Source organism: Chromobacterium alticapitis (assembly GCF_002924365.1).
In the GTDB taxonomy this organism is placed as follows: domain Bacteria; phylum Pseudomonadota; class Gammaproteobacteria; order Burkholderiales; family Chromobacteriaceae; genus Chromobacterium; species Chromobacterium alticapitis.
In genome coordinates, this window is record NZ_PQWB01000015.1 from 1 (window position 1) to 18221 (window position 18221).

The 18221-nt window shown below is 63.5% G+C and carries 14 protein-coding genes; 10 read left to right on the forward strand and 4 right to left on the reverse strand.

All coding sequences use genetic code 11. The features are described 5' to 3' along the window. Positions 1-81: 81 nt before the first annotated feature. Positions 82-651 carry a hypothetical protein gene (locus C2I19_RS03765; RefSeq protein ID WP_103901384.1) on the forward strand — a complete coding sequence of 190 codons (570 nt, stop codon included), beginning with the start codon at positions 82-84 and terminating at the stop codon, positions 649-651. Between the two features lie 88 nt (positions 652-739). Here the strand turns inward: C2I19_RS03765 and C2I19_RS03770 are convergent, their stop codons facing one another. Together C2I19_RS03770 and C2I19_RS03775 are read right to left on the reverse strand one after the other, a co-directional pair. Then, positions 740-2215 carry a protein adenylyltransferase SelO gene (locus C2I19_RS03770; protein ID WP_103901385.1) on the reverse strand — a complete coding sequence of 492 codons (1476 nt, stop codon included), beginning with the start codon at positions 2213-2215 and terminating at the stop codon, positions 740-742. Positions 2216-2607: 392 nt separating this feature from the next. Continuing rightward, positions 2608-4869, reverse strand: coding sequence for a YgiQ family radical SAM protein (locus tag C2I19_RS03775; RefSeq protein WP_103901386.1), 2262 nt, complete (start codon positions 4867-4869; stop codon positions 2608-2610). 268 nt (positions 4870-5137) lie between these two features. On the opposite strand from C2I19_RS03775, the gene kdoO reads away from it, so the two are divergent. The 8 genes from kdoO to C2I19_RS03815 all read left to right on the forward strand — a co-directional run bounded on the left by kdoO (position 5138) and on the right by C2I19_RS03815 (position 15287). After that, complete coding sequence (gene kdoO / locus C2I19_RS03780; RefSeq protein ID WP_103901387.1) at positions 5138-5989, forward strand: Kdo hydroxylase KdoO; 852 nt, start codon at positions 5138-5140, stop codon at positions 5987-5989. Positions 5990-6089: 100 nt separating this feature from the next. Next, positions 6090-7772, forward strand: coding sequence for a glutamine--tRNA ligase/YqeY domain fusion protein (locus C2I19_RS03785; RefSeq protein WP_103901388.1), 1683 nt, complete (start codon positions 6090-6092; stop codon positions 7770-7772). 95 nt (positions 7773-7867) lie between these two features. Further along, positions 7868-9514, forward strand: a complete 1647-nt coding sequence (gene ushA, locus C2I19_RS03790; protein ID WP_103901389.1) for a bifunctional UDP-sugar hydrolase/5'-nucleotidase UshA — start codon at positions 7868-7870, stop codon at positions 9512-9514. A gap of 204 nt (positions 9515-9718) precedes the next feature. Continuing rightward, the gene (locus tag C2I19_RS03795) at positions 9719-10063 is read left to right on the forward strand and encodes a fucose-binding lectin II (RefSeq protein ID WP_103901390.1); all 345 of its coding nucleotides are present in this window, start codon (positions 9719-9721) and stop codon (positions 10061-10063) included. A gap of 257 nt (positions 10064-10320) precedes the next feature. Beyond that, the gene (locus C2I19_RS03800) at positions 10321-11538 is read left to right on the forward strand and encodes a 6-phosphofructokinase (RefSeq protein ID WP_103901391.1); all 1218 of its coding nucleotides are present in this window, start codon (positions 10321-10323) and stop codon (positions 11536-11538) included. Between the two features lie 155 nt (positions 11539-11693). Further along, a complete protein-coding gene (cysS, locus tag C2I19_RS03805; protein WP_103901397.1) occupies positions 11694-13067 on the forward strand; it encodes a cysteine--tRNA ligase in 1374 nt (457 codons plus the stop codon). Between the two features lie 108 nt (positions 13068-13175). Then, on the forward strand, positions 13176-13391 hold the full coding sequence (gene rpmE / locus C2I19_RS03810) for a 50S ribosomal protein L31 (protein WP_103901392.1): 216 nt from the start codon (positions 13176-13178) through the stop codon (positions 13389-13391). A gap of 234 nt (positions 13392-13625) precedes the next feature. Next, entirely contained in the window at positions 13626-15287 is a 1662-nt protein-coding gene (locus C2I19_RS03815; RefSeq protein ID WP_103901393.1) for an ArnT family glycosyltransferase, read from the forward strand. Positions 15288-15359: 72 nt separating this feature from the next. Here C2I19_RS03815 and C2I19_RS03820 read toward each other — a convergent pair whose 3' ends face one another. Then, on the reverse strand, positions 15360-16259 hold the full coding sequence (locus C2I19_RS03820) for a LysR family transcriptional regulator (protein WP_103901394.1): 900 nt from the start codon (positions 16257-16259) through the stop codon (positions 15360-15362). A 96-nt stretch (positions 16260-16355) separates the two neighbouring features. Between C2I19_RS03820 and C2I19_RS03825 the strand changes: the two genes are divergently transcribed. Then, positions 16356-17336, forward strand: coding sequence for an NAD-dependent epimerase/dehydratase family protein (locus tag C2I19_RS03825; protein WP_103901395.1), 981 nt, complete (start codon positions 16356-16358; stop codon positions 17334-17336). A gap of 101 nt (positions 17337-17437) precedes the next feature. Here the strand turns inward: C2I19_RS03825 and C2I19_RS03830 are convergent. Beyond that, positions 17438-18221, reverse strand: a 784-nt coding sequence (locus C2I19_RS03830; protein ID WP_158253631.1) for an HDOD domain-containing protein, incomplete at its 5' end; no start/stop codon positions are given.

Below are 18221 nucleotides of genomic sequence, written 5' to 3' on the forward strand. Positions count from 1 at the left end.
TATCAAAGCGGCACGCGAACAACTGGGTTGGTCGCCAGACCAGTTACTGGCGCTATGCAAGCTGGCATGAGATAGCATTGAATGGCCCTGGTATTGGACCGGGATAAGGTTGGCATAACTGCCAATGTCGCTTCGTCTACCGATTGCGATTCCAATTTAAGTTGGATTTTGCCCGTGGTAGGAGACATGTTTATCCACAAGGTTGATGGCGTGATTGATGCAACCTTGAAGTCGAAAGTGGCTGACAGCTTGGCAAACTTCAAGGATGCGTTGTTGTTCAAACCGGATCAAAACTGGCTGGTGGGTTTGAATCAATTGGTTCCGGTAGACAAGATCGTAAATCTGCCTGGCGGGGGCAATTTCCCCATCGGCCAGTATGTGCGAAATAATACGCAATACTTGATTGGCAATAGCCAGATAACCTTGAGGCTGGGCGACTGGTTGCCGCCGTTCCAATCTGATCCGAGTACCAATGGAAAAGTGGATGTCTCGGCTCCGCAAAACTATAGCAGTGAAGTACTGAGTCTGACGTTGACTTCTCCGGCTTCCAGCTTCAGCATCAAGGTCAATGAAGTGGCGAATGTCGGGTGGAAGTGGGATGGAACTTTATGCGGTTCGCGCAATTCGAGAATGACTTGCGTGGAGCCTTGAGCGGCTACACGTCAGGGAAATGAGACAGCGGCGGCTCCGATCCAGGAGCCGCCGTTTCTTTTTGATGTAGCAGTGTTGACGTTTCCAATCAGGTTCCACAAAACGTCCTATACCCCTCCGCCACTTCCGGCGCGGCCGGCAGCGCGTAGCGCGCCAGTCCCTCGCGTTCGTTGAACGGGTCGCGCAAGACTTCCAATAGTTTCAAGGTCGGCCCCATGTCGCCATGCTCGCTGGCGGCGTCCAGCGCTTCTTCCACCAGGTGGTTGCGGGCGATGTAGAGCGGGTTTTCGCGGCGCATGGCGGCGGCGATGTCTTGCGGGCGGCGGGTGCGCGGCAGGTGGCGGTTGTGCCATTGCTTGAGCCACGGCTCCAGAACGTCCGGGGACGGGAACAGGGCAGCCAGGCGTTCGCTCTTGCCCTCCGCCTCGTCGGCTAGATAGCGCCAGGCCAGGGTGTGGTCCACGCCGTAGGCCGCCAGCAGCGCCAGCCAGTCCTCCGTTAATTGCAGATCGGCCGGCTTGGCGTCCAGCAGGCCCAGCTTGCGGCGCGCCTGTGCCAGCCAGAGGGCCTGGTAGCGTTCGGCGAAGCCTTCGATGATTTCGGTCGCGGCCGGCACGGCGGCGGCCGGGTCGTCCGGTGAGATCAGCGGCAGCAGGGTTTCGGCGAAGCGGGCCAGGTTCCATTGCGCGATGGCCGGCTGGTTGCCGTAGGCGTAGCGGCCGTTGTGGTCTATGGAGCTGAACACGGTGTCCGGGTGGTGGGCGTCCATGAAGGCGCAGGGGCCGAAGTCTATGGTTTCGCCGGACAGCGCCATATTGTCGGTGTTCATCACGCCGTGGATGAAGCCGGCGTGCATCCAGCGCGCGATCAGCGCCGCCTGCCGTTCCGCCGCGGCTTGCAGCAGCTTCAGATAGCGGCCGTCTTGTCGCGCCAGTTCCGGGTAGTGGCGGGCCAGGGTGTAGTCGGCCAGCTTGCGCAGCATGCCGGTTTCGCCGTGGATGGCGAAGTATTGGAAAGTGCCGACGCGCAGATGGCTGGCGGCGACGCGGGTCAGCACCGCGCCGGGCAGCGGCCGTTCGCGCTGTACCGCTTCGCCGGTGGCCACGACCGCCAGCGCGCGGGTGGCGGGGATGTCCAGGGCCTGCATGGCCTCGCCCAGTATCAGTTCGCGCAGCATGGGACCGACTGCCGCCTTGCCGTCGCCGCGGCGCGAGAAGGCGGTGCGGCCGCTGCCCTTGAAGGCGATGTCGCGACGCAGGCCGTTCTTATCGATCACTTCGCCCAAGAGCAGCGCGCGGCCATCGCCCAGCGACGGCGACAGCCCGCCGAACTGGTGGCCGGCATAGGCCTGGGCGATGGGCTGGGAGCCTACGGGCAATTCCGCGCCGGAGAACAGCTTGGCCAATTCGGCTTCGCCGGCCTGGCTGACGCCCAGGCCCAGCTCGTCGGCCAGCGCGGCGTTCCAATACAGCAGCGCAGGTGCGGATGGCGTTTCCGGCTGCGCAGCTTGCCAGGCGCCGGGCAGCTCGCGGGCGTAGCTGTGGTCGAAGTCGAAGTGGATCATGTTTGGCCTCGTGGGTTGGTCCCTGGCGCAGCCCCCTCTCCCCAACCCCTCTCCCGCGAGGGGAGAGGGGCTTTGCGGCGTGAGCTGCTTGTTTCGCGTAGCTTTGCTTATTACCCTTGGCAGCCAATTCCGACCCGGCAGTGCGAGGGCTGGGCTGCCAAGGCGCTGGCTTGTTGCTCATGCGCTTGATTCTTGGCGCGCCTGTAGCCGCGCCATCGCCTGTCTGCCAGCTTAGCTGCCGCGTGTTGCGGTCTTGTGCAGGCGGCCGGCCTGGCCATTTTGCGCTCTGGCGTCAGTCACGGCTAGTCTATTGGCATTTTGCCGCTGATTGCGGGAATGCCCGCAAAGGAAAAACGCCACGTCCATTTCTGGCGCGTGGCGTTTTCCTGGCTTTAGCGGCCTGACTTCTTGCCGCTGCCTGGCGCGCGGCTGGCTGGCGGCTTGCCAGATGCCGGTTTGCCAGCCTGGCTGCGCGCGCTGGCGGCTGCGGCCGGCTTGGCGCGCTGTCCCTGTTGCGGCTGCCGCGCGCCGGTGTTCTTGCCGCGGTTCATAGTCGCGCCCATCTTGTGGCGCACGGCGGCGGCCTTGTCGCCCGGCGGCGTCGGCGGGATCAGGCAGTGCTTGCTGTGGCCGATCAGGTCGGCGCGGCCCATATTGAGAAGCGCGTCGTGGATGATCTGCCAGTTGTCCGGATGGTGGTAGCGCAGGAAAGCCTTGTGCAGCTTGCGGCGGTAGCCGTCGCGCACCACGTCCACTTTTTCCGAGCTGCGGCTCAAGCGCTTCAGCGGATTGCGGCGGGTGTGCCACATGGTGGTGGCCATCGCCATCGGCGTCGGCGTGAAGGTCTGCACCTGGTCCAGGCGGAAGTTGTTCTTTTTCAGCCATAGCGCCAGATTCATCATGTCCTCGTCGCTGGTGCCTGGGTGGGCGGCGATGAAGTAGGGGATCAGGTACTGTTCCTTGCCGGCCTGGCGGCTGAAGCGCTCGAACAGTTCCTTGAACTTGTCGTAAGCGCCCATGCCCGGCTTCATCATCTTGGACAGCGGGCCGTCCTCGGTGTGTTCCGGGGCGATCTTCAGATAGCCGCCCACGTGGTGCTGCACCAGCTCCTTGATGTACTCGGGCGAGCGCACGGCCAGGTCGTAGCGCAGGCCGGACTGGATGTTGATCTTCTTCACGCCCGGCAGCGCGCGCGCCTTGCGGTACAGCTGGATCAGGTGGCTGTGGTCGGTGTTCAGGTTTTCGCAGATGTCCGGGAACACGCAGGACAGCTTTCTACAGGACGATTCGATCTTCGGGTCCTTGCAGCTGAGCCGGTACATGTTCGCGGTCGGACCGCCCAGGTCGGAGATGTGGCCGGTGAAGCCCGGCGTTTTGTCGCGGATCTCCTCGATCTCGTGCAGGATGGATTCTTCCGAGCGACTCTGGATGATGCGGCCTTCGTGCTCGGTGATCGAGCAGAAGGTGCAGCCGCCGAAGCAGCCGCGCATGATGTTGACCGAGTACTTGATCATCTCCCAAGCCGGGATATGGGCGTTGCCGTAGGCCGGATGCGGATTGCGGGCGTAGGGCAGGCCGTAGACGAAATCCATTTCCTCGGTGACCAGCGGGATGGGCGGCGGCGTCAGCCACACGTCGCGCTCGCCGTGCATCTGCACCAGCGCGCGGGCGTTGCCGGGGTTGGACTCCAGGTGCAGCGTGCGGCTGGCGTGGGCGTACAGCACCGGGTCGTGGGCGACGGCTTCGTAGGCCGGGATGCGGATCACGGTCTTGGCGCGCTCGGCGCGGCGCTTGGCCAGGCGCTCCTCGCGCGATTCGATGCGGATCACCTGCGGCTTGGACGGGTCGATGTCCTTGGTCGCTTCCGCCGCCTGCTCCGGGATTTCCTGGTATGGATTGAGGTGCGGATCGATGCGGCCCGGGATGTCCACCACGCTGGAATCCATTTCCTGCCACTCGTCGTCCGGACGCCAGCCGTGCGGCACGATGAAGGCGGTGCCGCGGATGTCGCGCATCTCGGACAGCTTCTCGCCCTTGGCCGCGCGGTGCGCGATTTCCACCAGCGCGCGCTCGGCGTTGCCGTACAGCAGGATGTCGGCCTTGGAGTTGACCAGCACAGACGGGCGCACCTTGTCGCTCCAGTAATCGAAGTGGGCGATGCGGCGCAAGCTGGCTTCGATGGAGCCTATCATCACGCCGACGCCGGGGTAGGCTTCGCGGCAGCGCTGGGCATAGACGGTGACGGCGCGGTCCGGACGCTTGTTGGGCTCGGCGTTCGGCGTGTAGGCGTCGTCGGAGCGCGCGCGGCGGTCGGCGGTGTAGCGGTTGATCATCGAATCCATATTGCCGGCGGTGACGCCGAAGAACAGGTTCGGTTTGCCCAATTCGCGGAACGCGTCGGCGCTGTGCCAGTCGGGCTGGGCGATGATGCCCACGCGGAAGCCCTGGGCCTCCAGCAAGCGGCCCACCAGCGCCATGCCGAAGCTTGGGTGGTCTATGTAACAGTCACCGGTGATCAGGATGATGTCGCAGGAATCCCAGCCCAGCTCGTCCATTTCGGCGCGGGTCATCGGCAGGAACGGGGCGGTGCCGAAACGGCTGGCCCAGTACTTGCGGTAGGAATCGATAGATTTGGCGGCTTGCGGAGTAGTCATGCGGTCACGTCGAATTCAGGCAGCCGCGCATTATGCCGCATTTTGGCAAAAAAATCAGCATAAACAACTGTTTATTGTCCTGAATCGCCAGGCTGGGCGTAGGGCTTTTCTCTCGCGGGTTTTTCCAGCCAAATCAAGGCGCTGGCCGGCCTGGCCCGGCGGCGGGCTGCCTTGGTCCCGCGTTTGGGTGTACCCTATCGCTTTATGCGGCGCAGCAGCGATGGATCATCGCGGCGCCGCCTGTCGCAATGGATAAGGATACAGAATCATGACGGAGCGCATCGTCAGCGTGCGGGGTGGGGAGACTGGCCTGGTGAAGAAACTGGAGGCGGGCGCGGTGCTGCATGTGCCGGACTTCGGTTTTGCGCTCAGCGCGACGGAGCAGGCGCTGCTCAATCCGGCCATCGCTGATCCCAAGCGCAAGAACATCAGCCTGGAGCCGAACAACGGCGCGCTGCACGGCGTGCTGGGTGGCGATGAGGCCCAGCGAGCGGTGCGCGCGCTGATCTCGCGTTATCAGCAGGCTGCGGCGGGGCTGCTGGCTCAGGTGCTGCCGGAGTATCAGGGCAAGACTCGCGCCGCGCCCACCAGCCTGCGCCTGGTGAGGGTGGAAGATCGCAAGACTTCCTGGCGCAAGGACGACAGCCGGCTGCATGTGGACGCTTTCCCGTCCCGGCCCACCTATGGCGAACGCATCCTGCGCGTGTTCTGCAACGTCAATCCGGCGGGCGAGCCGCGAGTGTGGCGGGTGGGCGAGCCGTTCGAGGACATGGCCAAGAAGATGCTGCCGCGCGTGCCCGCTCAGTGGCCGGGATCGGCCGCGCTGCTGGCGGCGCTGAAAATCACCAAGCGCAAGCGCAGCGGCTACGATCACATCATGCTGCATCTGCACGACGCGATGAAGGCCGATCTGGCTTACCAGCGGGATTGCCCGCAGCAGACCGTGCCGTTCGCGCCGGGCGGCGCCTGGATCTGCTTCTCCGACCACGCCTCGCACGCGGTGATGTCCGGCCAGTTCATGCTGGAGCAGACCTTGTGGCTGCCGCTGGACAAGATGGACGACCCAGGCAAGTCTCCTCTGCGGCAGCTGGAGCGCTTAACCGGGCGGACGCTGGCCTAGATTCGGGCGGGTGGGGTGGCGAGTGTGTTTCGGCCGTGACCGATCCGGCGCCAAAATCGGGTACAATGGCCGATTCGCTATTCTTACCCACAGCCAGAACATGAGCACGGAAAACCACGCGCCGGTTGTCAACAACTTCATTCGCAGCATCATCGACGAGGACCTGGCCACGGGCCGCCGCAGCTCGGTGGTGACGCGCTTTCCGCCGGAGCCGAACGGCTTCGCCCACATCGGCCACGCCAAGGCCATTTGCATCAACTTCGGCTTGGCCGAAGACTACCAGGGCCTGTGCAATCTGCGCATGGACGACACCAATCCGGAAAAAGAATCGGACGAGTTCGTCGAGGCGTTCAAGCAGGACATCGCCTGGCTGGGCTTCAAGTGGAACGGCGAAGTCCGTTTCGCTTCGGATTACTTCGACCGCCTGTACGATTACGCCGTCGAGCTGATCCTGGCCGGCAAGGCCTATGTCGATGATCTGAGCGCGGAGGAAATGCGCCAGTATCGCGGCAATCTGACCGAGCCGGGCAAGAACAGCCCCTACCGCGAACGCAGCCCGGAAGAAAACCTGGACCTGTTCAGCCGCATGCGCGCCGGCGAATTCGCCGACGGCAGCAAGACGCTGCGCCTGAAGATAGACATGGCCTCGCCCAACATCAATCTGCGCGACCCGGCCATCTACCGCATCCGCCGCGTGCATCACCACCGCACCGGCGACAAGTGGTGCATCTACCCGATGTACGACTACACCCATTGCATTTCCGACGCCATCGAGGGCATCACGCACTCGCTGTGCTCGCTGGAGTTTGAAGACCACCGCCCGTTGTACGACTGGGTGCTGGACAACATCAGCATCGGCCACCATCCGCAGCAGATCGAATTCTCGCGCCTGGAGCTGCTGTACGCGCTGACCTCCAAGCGCAAGCTGCAGGCCCTGGTCAACGACGGCGCCGTCACCGGTTGGGATGACCCGCGCATGCCCACCATCGCCGGCATGCGCCGCCGCGGCTACAGTCCGGCCGGCATCAAGCTGTTCGCCCAGCGCATCGGCGTGTCGAAGAGCGAAAACATCATCGACATGGCCATCCTGGAAGGCGCGGTGCGCGAGACCCTGGAAAACGACTCGCCGCGCGTGATGGCCGTGGTCAATCCGCTGAAAGTGACGCTGAGCAACTACGACGCCGCCGTCACCGCCAGCCGCAGCGCGCCGTTCCACCCGCATCATCCTGAATTCGGCGAGCGCGATGTGCCCATCGCTCGCGAGATCTGGATCGAGCGCGACGACTTCGCCGAAGTGCCGCCGCCGAAGTGGCAGCGCCTGACCGCCGGCGGCGAAGTGCGGCTGCGCTACTCCTACGTGATCAAGTGCGAGGAAGTGGTGAAGGACGCCAATGGCGAGATCGTGGAGCTGAAGTGCTCCATCGACCACGACACGCTGGGCAAGAACCCGGAAGGCCGCAAGGTCAAGGGCGTGATCCACTGGGTGTCGGCCGAACACGCCATTCCGGTGGATGTGCGCTGGTATGAGCGCCTGTTCACCGAGCAGCGCCCGGATGCGGTGCGCGGCGAGGATGGCGAATATGTGGACTTCCGCCAATTCCTGAGCCAGGACTCGCTGAAGCTGGTGCCGGCCTATGTGGAGGCATCCGTGCTGCAAGCGGCGCCGGAGTCGCGCTTCCAGTTCGAGCGCCTGGGTTACTTCGTCACCGACCGCTACGAGCACCAGCCTGGCGTCAAGGCCGTGTTCAACCGCACGGTCGGCTTGAAGGACAGCTGGAAGTAAGCCGTCCCGCTATCGCGCAATGGCGAACCTTAGGGTTCGCCATTTTTACGTGCGGCGACGCTTGCGCGAGTTGCCGATGAAAACAAGGAGAACCAATGCGCGCATCGCTCAAATCCGTTTCGTTTGCCCTGCTGGCCGCTGGCCTGTTGACGGCCTGCGCCACGCCGCCGGGCAAAAGCAATTACGTCCGGGGCAAAACCTACCGAATCACCGTTCTGCACACCAATGACCATCACGGCCATTTCTGGCCCAATGCCGATGGCGAGTACGGCCTGGCTGCGCAGAAGACCGTGGTGGACCGCGTGAGGGCCGAGGTGAAGGCCGAGGGCGGCTATATGCTGCTGTTGTCCGGCGGCGACATCAATACCGGGGTGCCGGAGTCGGATCTGCAGAACGCCGAGCCCGACTTTCGCGCCATGGACCGCATAGGCTATGACGCGATGGCGGTGGGCAACCACGAGTTCGACAAACCGCTGCCAGTGCTGGCGCAGCAGCGCCAGTGGATACATTTCCCCATGCTGTCCGCCAATATCTACCAAGATGGCCATCGCATGTTCGATCCCTATGCCATGTTCAATCTGGGCGGGGTCAAGGTGGCGGTGCTGGGTTTGACCACGGATGACACGCCCAAGCTGGTCAATCCGGCGCGAGTGAGGGGCCTGGAGTTCAAGAGTCCGATCGCCGAGGCGGCCCAACTGGTGCCGGAGCTGCGCCAGCAGGCCGACATCGTCATCGCCGCTACCCATATGGGCCATTACGCCGACGGCGATCATGGCGTCAACGCGCCGGGCGATGTGGAAATGGCGCGCGCGGTGAAGGGGCTGGATCTGATCGTCGGCGGCCATAGCCAGAACCCGGTATGCATGAAGGCGGAAAACGTGCGCGACGATGCCTATGCGCCGGGCCAGCCTTGCGCGCCGGACCGTCAGAACGGCGCCTGGATCGTGCAGGCGCATGAATGGGGCAAATATGTCGGCCGCGCCGATTTCGAATTCAATAACGGCAAGTTCCGGCTGGTGAAGTATCAGCTGATTCCGGTCAATTTGAAAAAGACCGTGCAAACGGCCGATGGCAAAACGGCAAAGATGCCGTACGCCGAGCAGATTCCTGAGGATGGCAAGCTCAGAACCTTCCTCAAGGCTTATCAGGACAAGGGCGAGGCGGGGCTGGGCGCCAAAGTGGGCGAGCTGTCCGGTAAGCTGGATGGCGAGCGGAGCGCGGTGCGCAGCCGGCCCACCAATTTGGGCGTATTCGTCGGCGAAGCGATGATGGCCAAAACCCAGGCCGATTTCGCGGTCATCAACGCCGGCGGCATCCGAGATTCGCTGTTGGCCGGCCCGGTCAGCTATCGCGATGTGCTCAAGGTGTTTCCGTTCGGCAGCGCCGTGGTGCGCGTGGAGCTGAAGGGCGGCGAGGCGCTGGACTACCTGAAGGCCGCCGCGGCCATGACGCAGGGTGCCGGCGCGTTTGCGCAGTTTGCCGGGGTAAAGCTGCGCATCGAGAAGGGTGAGCTGAAAGAGGCCTGGATAGGCGGCAAGCCCATCGACCCAGGTCAGACCTACCGCATGGCGATCAATGGCTTCATGGCGGCCGGCGGCGACGGCTACCCCAGACTGGATAAGCATCCAGGCTATGTAGACACAGGCTTCACCGATGCCGAGGCGCTGCAGGACTACGTGGCCGCGCATTCGCCTGTCCACGTGGAATTCTATGCGCCAGGCGACGCGGTACGGCGGAAGTAGGGCGGGGGAGCAATGATGCCAGGGCGGAAGGAAGGTGGAAACCCGCCCTTGGTACCGGTGCCGCCGCGGGATTCATTGTCTAATTTGATGGGGCCGGATGCTTATTCGGGCTTGCGGCGCCGCTTTCCCCTGGCGCCGCCCGGGTCGCTCTTGCTTGCGGCCGGCTGGCATAAGGGGCTCATCTGATTTTATCGAGGAATCACCATGGCTCAGCAAGGCGTATTCACTCTGCCCGCGAACATCAACTTTGGCGTGACGGTTCTGACCAATGCCGCCTACGTGCAAAATGTCGAGATTTTCGTCAACAACGAGCTGCGCGCGTCTTTCAGCGGCAGCGGCACCAACAACAACAACCTGGGCACCAAGGTCATCAATTCCGGCAACGGCAGCGTGCGCGTGCAAATCACGGCCAATGGCAAGCAGTCCGACATGGTTTCCAGCCAACTCGTTCTGGCCAACAAGCTGAACATGGCGATCGTGGGTTCCGAGGACGGCACCGACATGGACTACAACGACGCCATCGCCATCCTGAACTGGCCCTTGGGCTAATTCCCGCTTGAGCGGATCCGGCCCCGCCTTGAGCGGGGCTTTTCTTCGCCATTTTTACATCGCAAGGCCTGGGTGTTTCGCATGTAGCGCTAGCGCTACTTTCGCGGCGGCTTGCCGCCGGTCAAGGAAGCGTTTCATGTCGGGTGGCTACGGCTTGAGCGCCTTCGCGCGCGGGTGGTATGGTGGTGGCGTTAGCGGTGCGGGCCGGTTGTTCAGCCTGGCGCCGCACAGACAGTCCACACTCTCAGGTTGCGATCATGACCAAGCCAAGAGCCGTATATCTGCAATCCGGCGGTCCCACCGCCGTTCTGAATGCTTCCGCCCAGGGCGCGATTGAAACCGCGCGTCGCCTGGGACTCTCCCTGTATGCCGCCTATGACGGGCTGGCCGGCTTGCTGGACGGTCGTCTGTGCGATACCGACGCGGTGTCCGACACCGCCATCGCTCAGCTCGCCTTCATGCCGGGCGGCAGTTTCGGCGTTAGCCGCCGCATGATAGGCACTTACGAGGAGGCGCCGGAAGACTGGCTGCGCCTGCGCGACGTGCTGGCCAAACACGACATCCGTTATCTGCTGATCAACGGCGGCAATGGCTCGCTTGGCTGCGCCGAGCGGCTGGTGGACTTCGAAAAGCACACCGGTTACAAGCTGGGCGTGATCGGCATCCCCAAGACCATAGACAACGACTTGGTCGGCACCGATAACAGTCCGGGCTACGGTTCCTCCGCCAAATTCCTGGCCAGCGCCATGCGCGAGGTAGGCCTGGACATGACCAGCATGGGCTGGGGCCGCGTCTTCATCATGGAGACCATGGGTCGCCACACCGGCTGGTTGGCAGCTGCCTGCGCCGCATCCTCGCGCAGCCCGCAGGAAGCGCCGCACCTGCTGCTGTTGCCGGAAGTGCCGTTCGATCAGGAGCGTTTCCTGGCCGCGCTGGACGGCTGTCTGGCCAAATACGGCCAATGCGCGATCGCGGTGGCCGAGGGCATCACCGGCGCGGATGGCCGTTTCGTCGCCGAGGCCAAGAAGTCAGAAACTTACGGTCACGAGCAACTGGGCGGCGCCGGCCACTGGCTGGCTCAGCTGATTCTGCGCGAGCGCGGCATTTCCGCCCACGTCGCCCAGGTGGATTACCTGCAGCGCGCCGGCGGCCACCTGGCCTCCGCCACCGACGTCCGCCAGGCCTATGTGATGGGCGAGAAGGCGGTGGAGTGGCTGCTGGCCGGCAAAACCGGCCTGATGGCAGGCATCCGGCGGCTGAACGACCATCCCTACTGCTGGGATGTGGATGAAGTGCCGCTATCCGCGGTGGGCGACAAGGAAAAGCGCCTGCCGCCTGAATACATCGGCGCAGACGGCTTCAGCGTCACCCAGGCCTTCCTTGACTATGTGAAGCCCTTGATGGAGGGCGAGCGCATTCCGCCATTCAAGGACGGCCTGCCGGACTACCGCCCCATCGCCTGGCCGCGCGTTTGATAGACGCGTCTTGAGGCAAGGATGGCCGTCGCGCTGGCAAGCGCGGCGGCTGTTTTCATTTTTCCCTATGAATGTCGCGGCTTGAATGACAGAAGCCGTCGCCGCTCTGCTACAATCACATCCCTTCGAATTTCCACTCATAGGTTTTTTTGATCATGCTGAGCCTGTACAACACACTGACCCGCCAGAAGGAAGCGTTCAACCCCATCGAACCCGGCAAAGTGCGCATGTACGTTTGCGGCATGACCGTTTACGACCTCTGTCACATCGGCCACGCCCGCATGCTGGCCGCCTTCGATGTGATCTACCGCTGGCTGAAAACCTCCGGTTACGATGTCACCTATGTCCGCAATATCACCGATATCGAAGACAAGATCATCAAGCGCGCGCTGGAGCGCGGCATCACGCCGGACCAATTGGTGGCGGAAACCATCGCCGACATGCACCAGGACGCCGCCGCGCTGGGCTTGCTGCCGCCTACGCACGAGCCGCGCGCCACCCATCACGTGGGCGGCATGATAGCGCTGATTGAAAAGCTGATCGCCAACGGCAAGGCCTATGCGGCCGCCAACGGCGACGTTTACTACGCGGTGCGCGAGTTCGAAGGCTACGGCAAGCTGTCCGGCCGCACCTTGGACAAGCTGCGAGCCGGCGAGCGCGTGGAAGTGGACCCGAACAAGCGCGATCCGCTGGACTTCGTGCTGTGGAAGGCCGCCAAGCCGGGCGAGCCGTCCTGGGACAGCCCGTGGGGCGCAGGCCGTCCGGGCTGGCACATTGAGTGCTCGGTGATGAGCTGCCACCATTTGGGCGAACACTTCGACATCCACGGCGGCGGCGAGGACCTGCAGTTCCCGCACCATGAGAACGAGATCGCCCAGTCCGAGGGCGCGCACGGCCATCAGTACGTCAATTACTGGCTGCATAACGGCTTCATCAATGTCGATGGCGAGAAAATGTCCAAGAGTTTGGGCAATTTCTTCACCATCCGCGACGTGCTGCAGCACTTCGATGGCGAGGTGATCCGCTTCTTCATCGTGCGCAGCCACTACCGCAGCCCGGTCAACTACACCGACAGCATCCTCAACGACGCCAAGCATGGTCTGACCCGCTTGTACACCGCGCTGCGCGGCATCGCGCTGCCGGTATCCGCAGGCATAGACTGGAACAATGCTTACGCCGCGCGCTTCAAGGCGGCGATGGACGACGATTTCAACTCGTCCGAGGCGGTGGCCGTGCTGTTCGAGTTGGCTGGCGAAGTCAACAAGAGCCGTGATCCGCAACAGGCGCGTTTGCTGAAGGACCTGGCTGGCGTGCTGGGCCTGCTGTCGCGCGATCCGGAAGCCTTCCTGCAGGGCGGCGCGGGCGAGGGCGAGCTGTCGGCCGAGCAGGTGGAAGCGCTGATCCAGGCGCGCAAGGATGCGCGCGCCGCCAAGAATTGGGCCGAGTCCGACCGCATTCGCGACGAGTTGACCGCCAAGGGCATCGTGCTGGAAGATGGCGCCGGCGGCACCATCTGGCGGCGCGCTTGATCGATATTGCGCCGGTTCCGCTTGTCAATGGCGGGCAAACGGCGGATAATTCCGCATTTCGCAAGCAGTACAGGCAAAACCCCTGTACCCGATTTGAAAGGTAGAGAGATGAAGACCGATATCCACCCGAATTACAAAGAACTGTCCGTTACCTGCTCCTGCGGCAGCCAGTTCGTGACCAAGTCCACCATGTCCAAGGACGCCTTCTCCATCGAAGTGTGCTCCAGCTGCCACCCGTTCTACACCGGCAAGCAGAAGATCGTTGACACCGCTGGTCGCGTGGACAAGTTCAACCAGAAGTTCGGCGGCTTCTTCAAGCGCTAATCGCGTTTGTCGTAGACGAACTATCCAAGAAGAGGCAGCTGCGGCTGCCTTTTTTGTTTTCGCGCGCGGCGCCGCTTTCCCGGGCGGAGCGCTGCCCAGTCCTCAGGCGGCGCCTTGTCGGGATATAATGATCGCCTGTGCCGGCCGTGATGGCCCGGTCCCCTTTTCCTTTACCGGAAACCGACTCGTCCAGTCCGCCCGCAAGCCTGGCGGGCGACAAGCTGATCCAAGACCATGCTGACTTATTCCGCTCAGGCCAATCCATTGGCCAAGCCTACTGAAAAGCCCTGGGTGCTGCTGCTGCTGTGCTTCATCTGGCTGTGGCCCGGCATTTTGGGCCATGACCCGTGGAAGCCGGACGAGCCCTATGTGCTGGCGGTGGCGCAGGCCATGCTGCGCAGTGGCGACTGGTTGCTGCCCACGCTGAACGGCGCGCCTTATCTGGATAATCCGCCGTTGTATTACTGGCTGGCGGCCCTGTGCATCAAGGTGTTTTCGCCCTGGTTGCTGGCTGCGCACGATGCGGCCCGGCTGGCGACGCCACTGTTGATGTCCCTCTCCTTGCTGTTGACAGGCATGGCGGGGCGCGACCTGATAGGCCGCCGCCATGGCCGCAGCGTGGTGATGATCTTGATAGGCTGCCTGGGCCTGGTGGAATCCGGCCACCAGCTCACCCCGGTCATTGCCGGTTTCACCGGCTTCGCCGGCGCCTTCTACGCGCTGTCGCTGTCTTTGCGTTCGCCAGGTTTGGCCGGGGCGCTGCTGGGCGCGGCTTGCGCGGTAACTTTCCTCGGCGGCAGCCTGGCGGATTTGATGCTGATTTGGCTCACCGCGCTGATGTTGCCGGCTTTCAGCGCCTGGCGCAGCCGGAGCTATGCGCTGACCCTGCTATTGGCGCTGCTGGTGGCGCTGCCCGCCATTCTGGTGTGGCCCATGTTGCTATTGCGCGATTACCCGGCGGAATTCGCCGACTGGTGGGCCAATTACGCGCTGGGCCAGACCAGCGGCTTCCACCATGTCCGCCTGTTTCATGATTTCGGTTATTACAGCCTGAATGTGCTGTGGTTCGCGTTCCCGGCCTGGCCGCTGGCGGCGTGGACGCTGTACCGCAACCGCCAGCTGCAGTCGCCGCGTTTGCAGTTGCCCTTGCTGTTCAGCGTGATGATCGCCTTGTTCCTGACGCTGTCGGATCGCGCCAGCATTACCGACGCCATGCCCTTGTTGTTGACGCTGTCCATTGTGGCGGCGGTGGAGCTGGATAGCTTGCGGCGCGGCGCGGCCGCTTTCCTGAACTGGTTCGCGCTGATGACCTTCGGTTTGTTCGGCCTTCTGGTGTGGCTGGGCTGGGCGGCGATGAACTATGGCTGGCCCGAGGGCCTGGCCGGCCGCGCCCGCTATTTCAGTCCGTTCTACCAGCCGCATGTGTCTTGGTGGCAGGCCGCGGGGGCGCTGCTGGCTACGCTGGTTTGGCTGTGGGCGCTGAGCAGGCCGCATCTACGCGGCCGCCAGGCCATCACCAACTGGGCGGCAGGCCTGACGCTGCTGTGGGGGCTGGGCATGACGCTGTGGCTGCCCTGGTTCGATGCGGCCAAGAGCTATCGACCGGTGGTGCAGAGCATGCTGCGCAAGCTGCCCGCGGGCGGCGTGTCCTGCGTCGCGACCGAGCGTTACAACCGGCTGGCGCAGATCAGCTGGAGCTACTACGCGGGCATGGATTTGTTGCCGTTCCCGGCCGGCGAAACGCCGCCCTGCGAATACTGGCTGCTGGTGCGCGATAAAAGCGAGGGCGTGGCCGTGCCGGGCTGGCAGGTGCTGTGGATCGGCCATAGGCCGCGCGAGGACAATATGACTTTCGCGCTGCTGCAGCGGCTGCCATTGGCCAGTCCGTCCGAATAAGCTCGTTGGGAAGCCAAGCCGTTTCGTTGCCGAAACGGCTTTTTCCATCGCGCGGGGAGGACGGGCAAGGCTTCAGCCGGGTTTGGCGCTTTCCGCATACTGCCGCATTCCTTCCACCAGAGTGTCGAACACGGTTTTGCAGGCGGGGTTGTGGCGCAAATCCTCATGCATGGTGATCCAGGTTTCCATCCGCAAGGCGTAGCGCTCGGGCATGAGGCGCTGCAGTCCGTCGCGCCGCGCCAGCGGCAGCTGGCAAAAACCTATGCCGGCGCCGGCCCGCAGCAGCGCGAGCTGGGCCAGATCGTTGTCGCTGCGCAGGCTGAATTTTTCGCGCGCCAGGCCTGGCATGGATTTGGCCGCTTCGCGTTGGAAGGCGCTGGCTTGGTCGAAGCCGATCAGGCTGTGCCGGTCCAGATCTTCCGCGACGATGGGCTCGCCCTGCGCGGCAAGATATTCCGGCGCCGCGAATAAACCGACCTCGATGGCGCCGATCGCGCGGGCGATCAGCTGCGCCTGCAGCGGACGCGTCATGCGTACGGCGATGTCCGCCTCGCGCTGCAGCAAATCCTGCGTGCGGTTGCTCAAAACCAGCTCTATCGTGATGGCGGGATGGTTGCGGCGCAGCGCCGCCAGCATGGTCGGCAGTACCTCTACGCCGACTATCTCGCTGGCGGTGACCCGCACCACGCCGCGCGGCGCATCTCCTTGCTTGGAGGCCATGCGCTCCAGCGCCGCCGCGTGGCTGGCCATGGCGTCCGCGTGAGGGCGTAGAGCCTGCGCAGCGTCGGTTGGCAACAAGCCGCCCTGCGAGCGGGTGAACAGCGAGATGCCCAATGCGGCTTCCAGTGCGTCGATATGGCGGCCTAGCGTGGGCTGGGCCAGACCCAATGCGCGCGCCGCCCCGGAGAGTGATCCCTCCTGCATGACCGCGAGAAAAGAACGGTACAGCTGCCAGTCTATCGAGGTATTCATGCATAAATGTATGGATAGTATGCTGTTTTAGTCAATTCCGTATTGATCTGCGCCGCCATAAGATGGGCTCACAGCTATCAAGAAAGGAGCAAGACCATGGCGACTCGACAAACGGCATTGGTGCTAGGAGCGGCAGGCGGCATAGGCGGGGAGGTGGCGCGCCAGTTGCGCGACGCGGGTTGGGAGGTGAGCGGCCTGGTGCGCAGCTTGGAACGGCCTATGCTGGCGCGCGACGGCATTGTCTGGATGCGGGGCGACGCGATGCGGCCGGATGATGTGGAGAGGGCGGCGGAAGGCTGCGCGGTGATCGTTCATGCGGTGAATCCGCCGGGTTACCGGCGCTGGGCCGAGCTGGTGCTGCCTATGCTGGACAGCACGATAGCCGCGGCAAAGCGGGAGGGGGCCGTCATCGTGTTGCCGGGCACGGTGTATAACTATGGACCGGACGTTTTTCCCCTCATCCGGGAAGATGCGCCGCAGCGCCCGCTGACGCGCAAGGGCGCGATCCGGGTGGAGATGGAAACTCGTTTACGCGCCTATGCGGCCGACGGCGGCAGAGCGCTGATTGTGCGTGCCGGAGATTTCTTCGGCCCCAACGCAGGCAACAACTGGTTCTCCCAGGGGCTGATCCAGCCCGGCAAAGCTATCCGCCGCATTCAGAACCCGGCAGCGCCCGGGGTGGGGCATCAATGGGCTTATCTGCCCGATGTGGCGGGAAATATCGTCGCGCTGCTGGCGCGGCGCGAATCACTGGAGCCGTTCGCCGTCTTCCACTTGGGCGGCCATTGGGATGCGGACGGCGAACAGATGGCGCAGGCTATCCGCCGCGTGCTGCAAGGGCATGGCGTGGACGTCAAAGTGAGCGCCTTTCCTTGGTGGCTGATTCGCTTGATCGCGCCGTTTAACGTTACGTTGAAGGAAATGATGGAAATGCGCTACCTGTGGCGCAGGCCGGTGCGGATGGACAATGGCAAGTTGCTGGGTGTCTTGGGAAGGGAAACGGTGACGCCTCTGGAGGAGGCGGTGGCGCAGACGCTGCGCGGCTTGGGCTGCCTGCCGGGAGGCGCGCGCGGATAATCATATGGCTATATGCGGGCGCAAGGCTCCGCGTTGTTGGCTGGCCTGCTGGCGCTGGAGTCCGGTATGCGTCAGCGCGGCATTTTGCGGCGATGCGGGGCTTACTCTCCTTGCATGCCCGCCTGGAGATGGGTCTTGTGTTCGTCAGCAATCGGCAGGACCGAGATCAATTTCTCCTGCGCGATGCCGGGAAGGTATTGGGCGATGTGGCCGATGTCGGAGGGGAGGGCTGGATTGTCCGGGTTTTGCATCAGGTGGCGGGCGCAATCGATGGCGATCTGCGCGATATGGGTGCGCGGCTGGTCCACGCCCCGAATCAGCAGGCTGATCATATGCGGCAATTTCCAGGCGTCGGCCAGCAGCAGCGTCAATTGCCGGAAAGTGAATCCGGCGGTATTCAATTGGGCGAGACTGGTGCGGTTGGCGCGCCCAGCTTCGAATTCCGCGATAGCCTGGCTGGGCAGCTCCGGCGCGAAATGCCAGAGCAGCAATTCGCCCGTTTCGGAAAGGAGGGTGGCCAGGGAAATTTCCTCTGGAGAAGAATCCGAGCGGAAGTTGGACCATGCCCGGGCGATGCCGGCCGCCATCACGGCCGTCGCCACCGCAGCCTTCCAGCCTGGATGGTCCACTTCTACCACAGGGCTGCCCGCGATAAGGGCATATAGCTCATCGCTGCCGAGCTGGAGTATGGTGGCCAGTTGGGTTGTGGTTTCCTTGCCCAGTCGCTTGGAGCGGTGTCGTTCCGCCTCAATCAGCAGCTTGAGCGCGAGATAGGGGTCGTTATGGACGAATTCGGCGATTTTTTTGGGCGAGAACTCCGGCGCCTCCTGGTCTTGCGATTTCCAGGCCTGGAAGGTGGCGCGCGTAGCGGGTAGAACGGGAATA

What these genes read in the sequence shown, in the direction of transcription:
- C2I19_RS03820 (WP_103901394.1), bottom strand. Translation starts at nt 16,259, where the DNA reads ATGAATACCTCGATAGACTGGCAGCTGTACCGTTCTTTTCTCGCGGTC.
- C2I19_RS03770 (WP_103901385.1), bottom strand. Translation starts at nt 2,215, where the DNA reads ATGATCCACTTCGACTTCGACCACAGCTACGCCCGCGAGCTGCCCGGC.
- C2I19_RS03765 (WP_103901384.1), top strand. Translation starts at nt 82, where the DNA reads ATGGCCCTGGTATTGGACCGGGATAAGGTTGGCATAACTGCCAATGTC.
- rpmE (WP_103901392.1), top strand. Translation starts at nt 13,176, where the DNA reads ATGAAGACCGATATCCACCCGAATTACAAAGAACTGTCCGTTACCTGC.
- cysS (WP_103901397.1), top strand. Translation starts at nt 11,694, where the DNA reads ATGCTGAGCCTGTACAACACACTGACCCGCCAGAAGGAAGCGTTCAAC.
- C2I19_RS03815 (WP_103901393.1), top strand. Translation starts at nt 13,626, where the DNA reads ATGCTGACTTATTCCGCTCAGGCCAATCCATTGGCCAAGCCTACTGAA.
- C2I19_RS03800 (WP_103901391.1), top strand. Translation starts at nt 10,321, where the DNA reads ATGACCAAGCCAAGAGCCGTATATCTGCAATCCGGCGGTCCCACCGCC.
- C2I19_RS03825 (WP_103901395.1), top strand. Translation starts at nt 16,356, where the DNA reads ATGGCGACTCGACAAACGGCATTGGTGCTAGGAGCGGCAGGCGGCATA.
- kdoO (WP_103901387.1), top strand. Translation starts at nt 5,138, where the DNA reads ATGACGGAGCGCATCGTCAGCGTGCGGGGTGGGGAGACTGGCCTGGTG.
- C2I19_RS03775 (WP_103901386.1), bottom strand. Translation starts at nt 4,869, where the DNA reads ATGACTACTCCGCAAGCCGCCAAATCTATCGATTCCTACCGCAAGTAC.
- ushA (WP_103901389.1), top strand. Translation starts at nt 7,868, where the DNA reads ATGCGCGCATCGCTCAAATCCGTTTCGTTTGCCCTGCTGGCCGCTGGC.
- C2I19_RS03785 (WP_103901388.1), top strand. Translation starts at nt 6,090, where the DNA reads ATGAGCACGGAAAACCACGCGCCGGTTGTCAACAACTTCATTCGCAGC.
- C2I19_RS03795 (WP_103901390.1), top strand. Translation starts at nt 9,719, where the DNA reads ATGGCTCAGCAAGGCGTATTCACTCTGCCCGCGAACATCAACTTTGGC.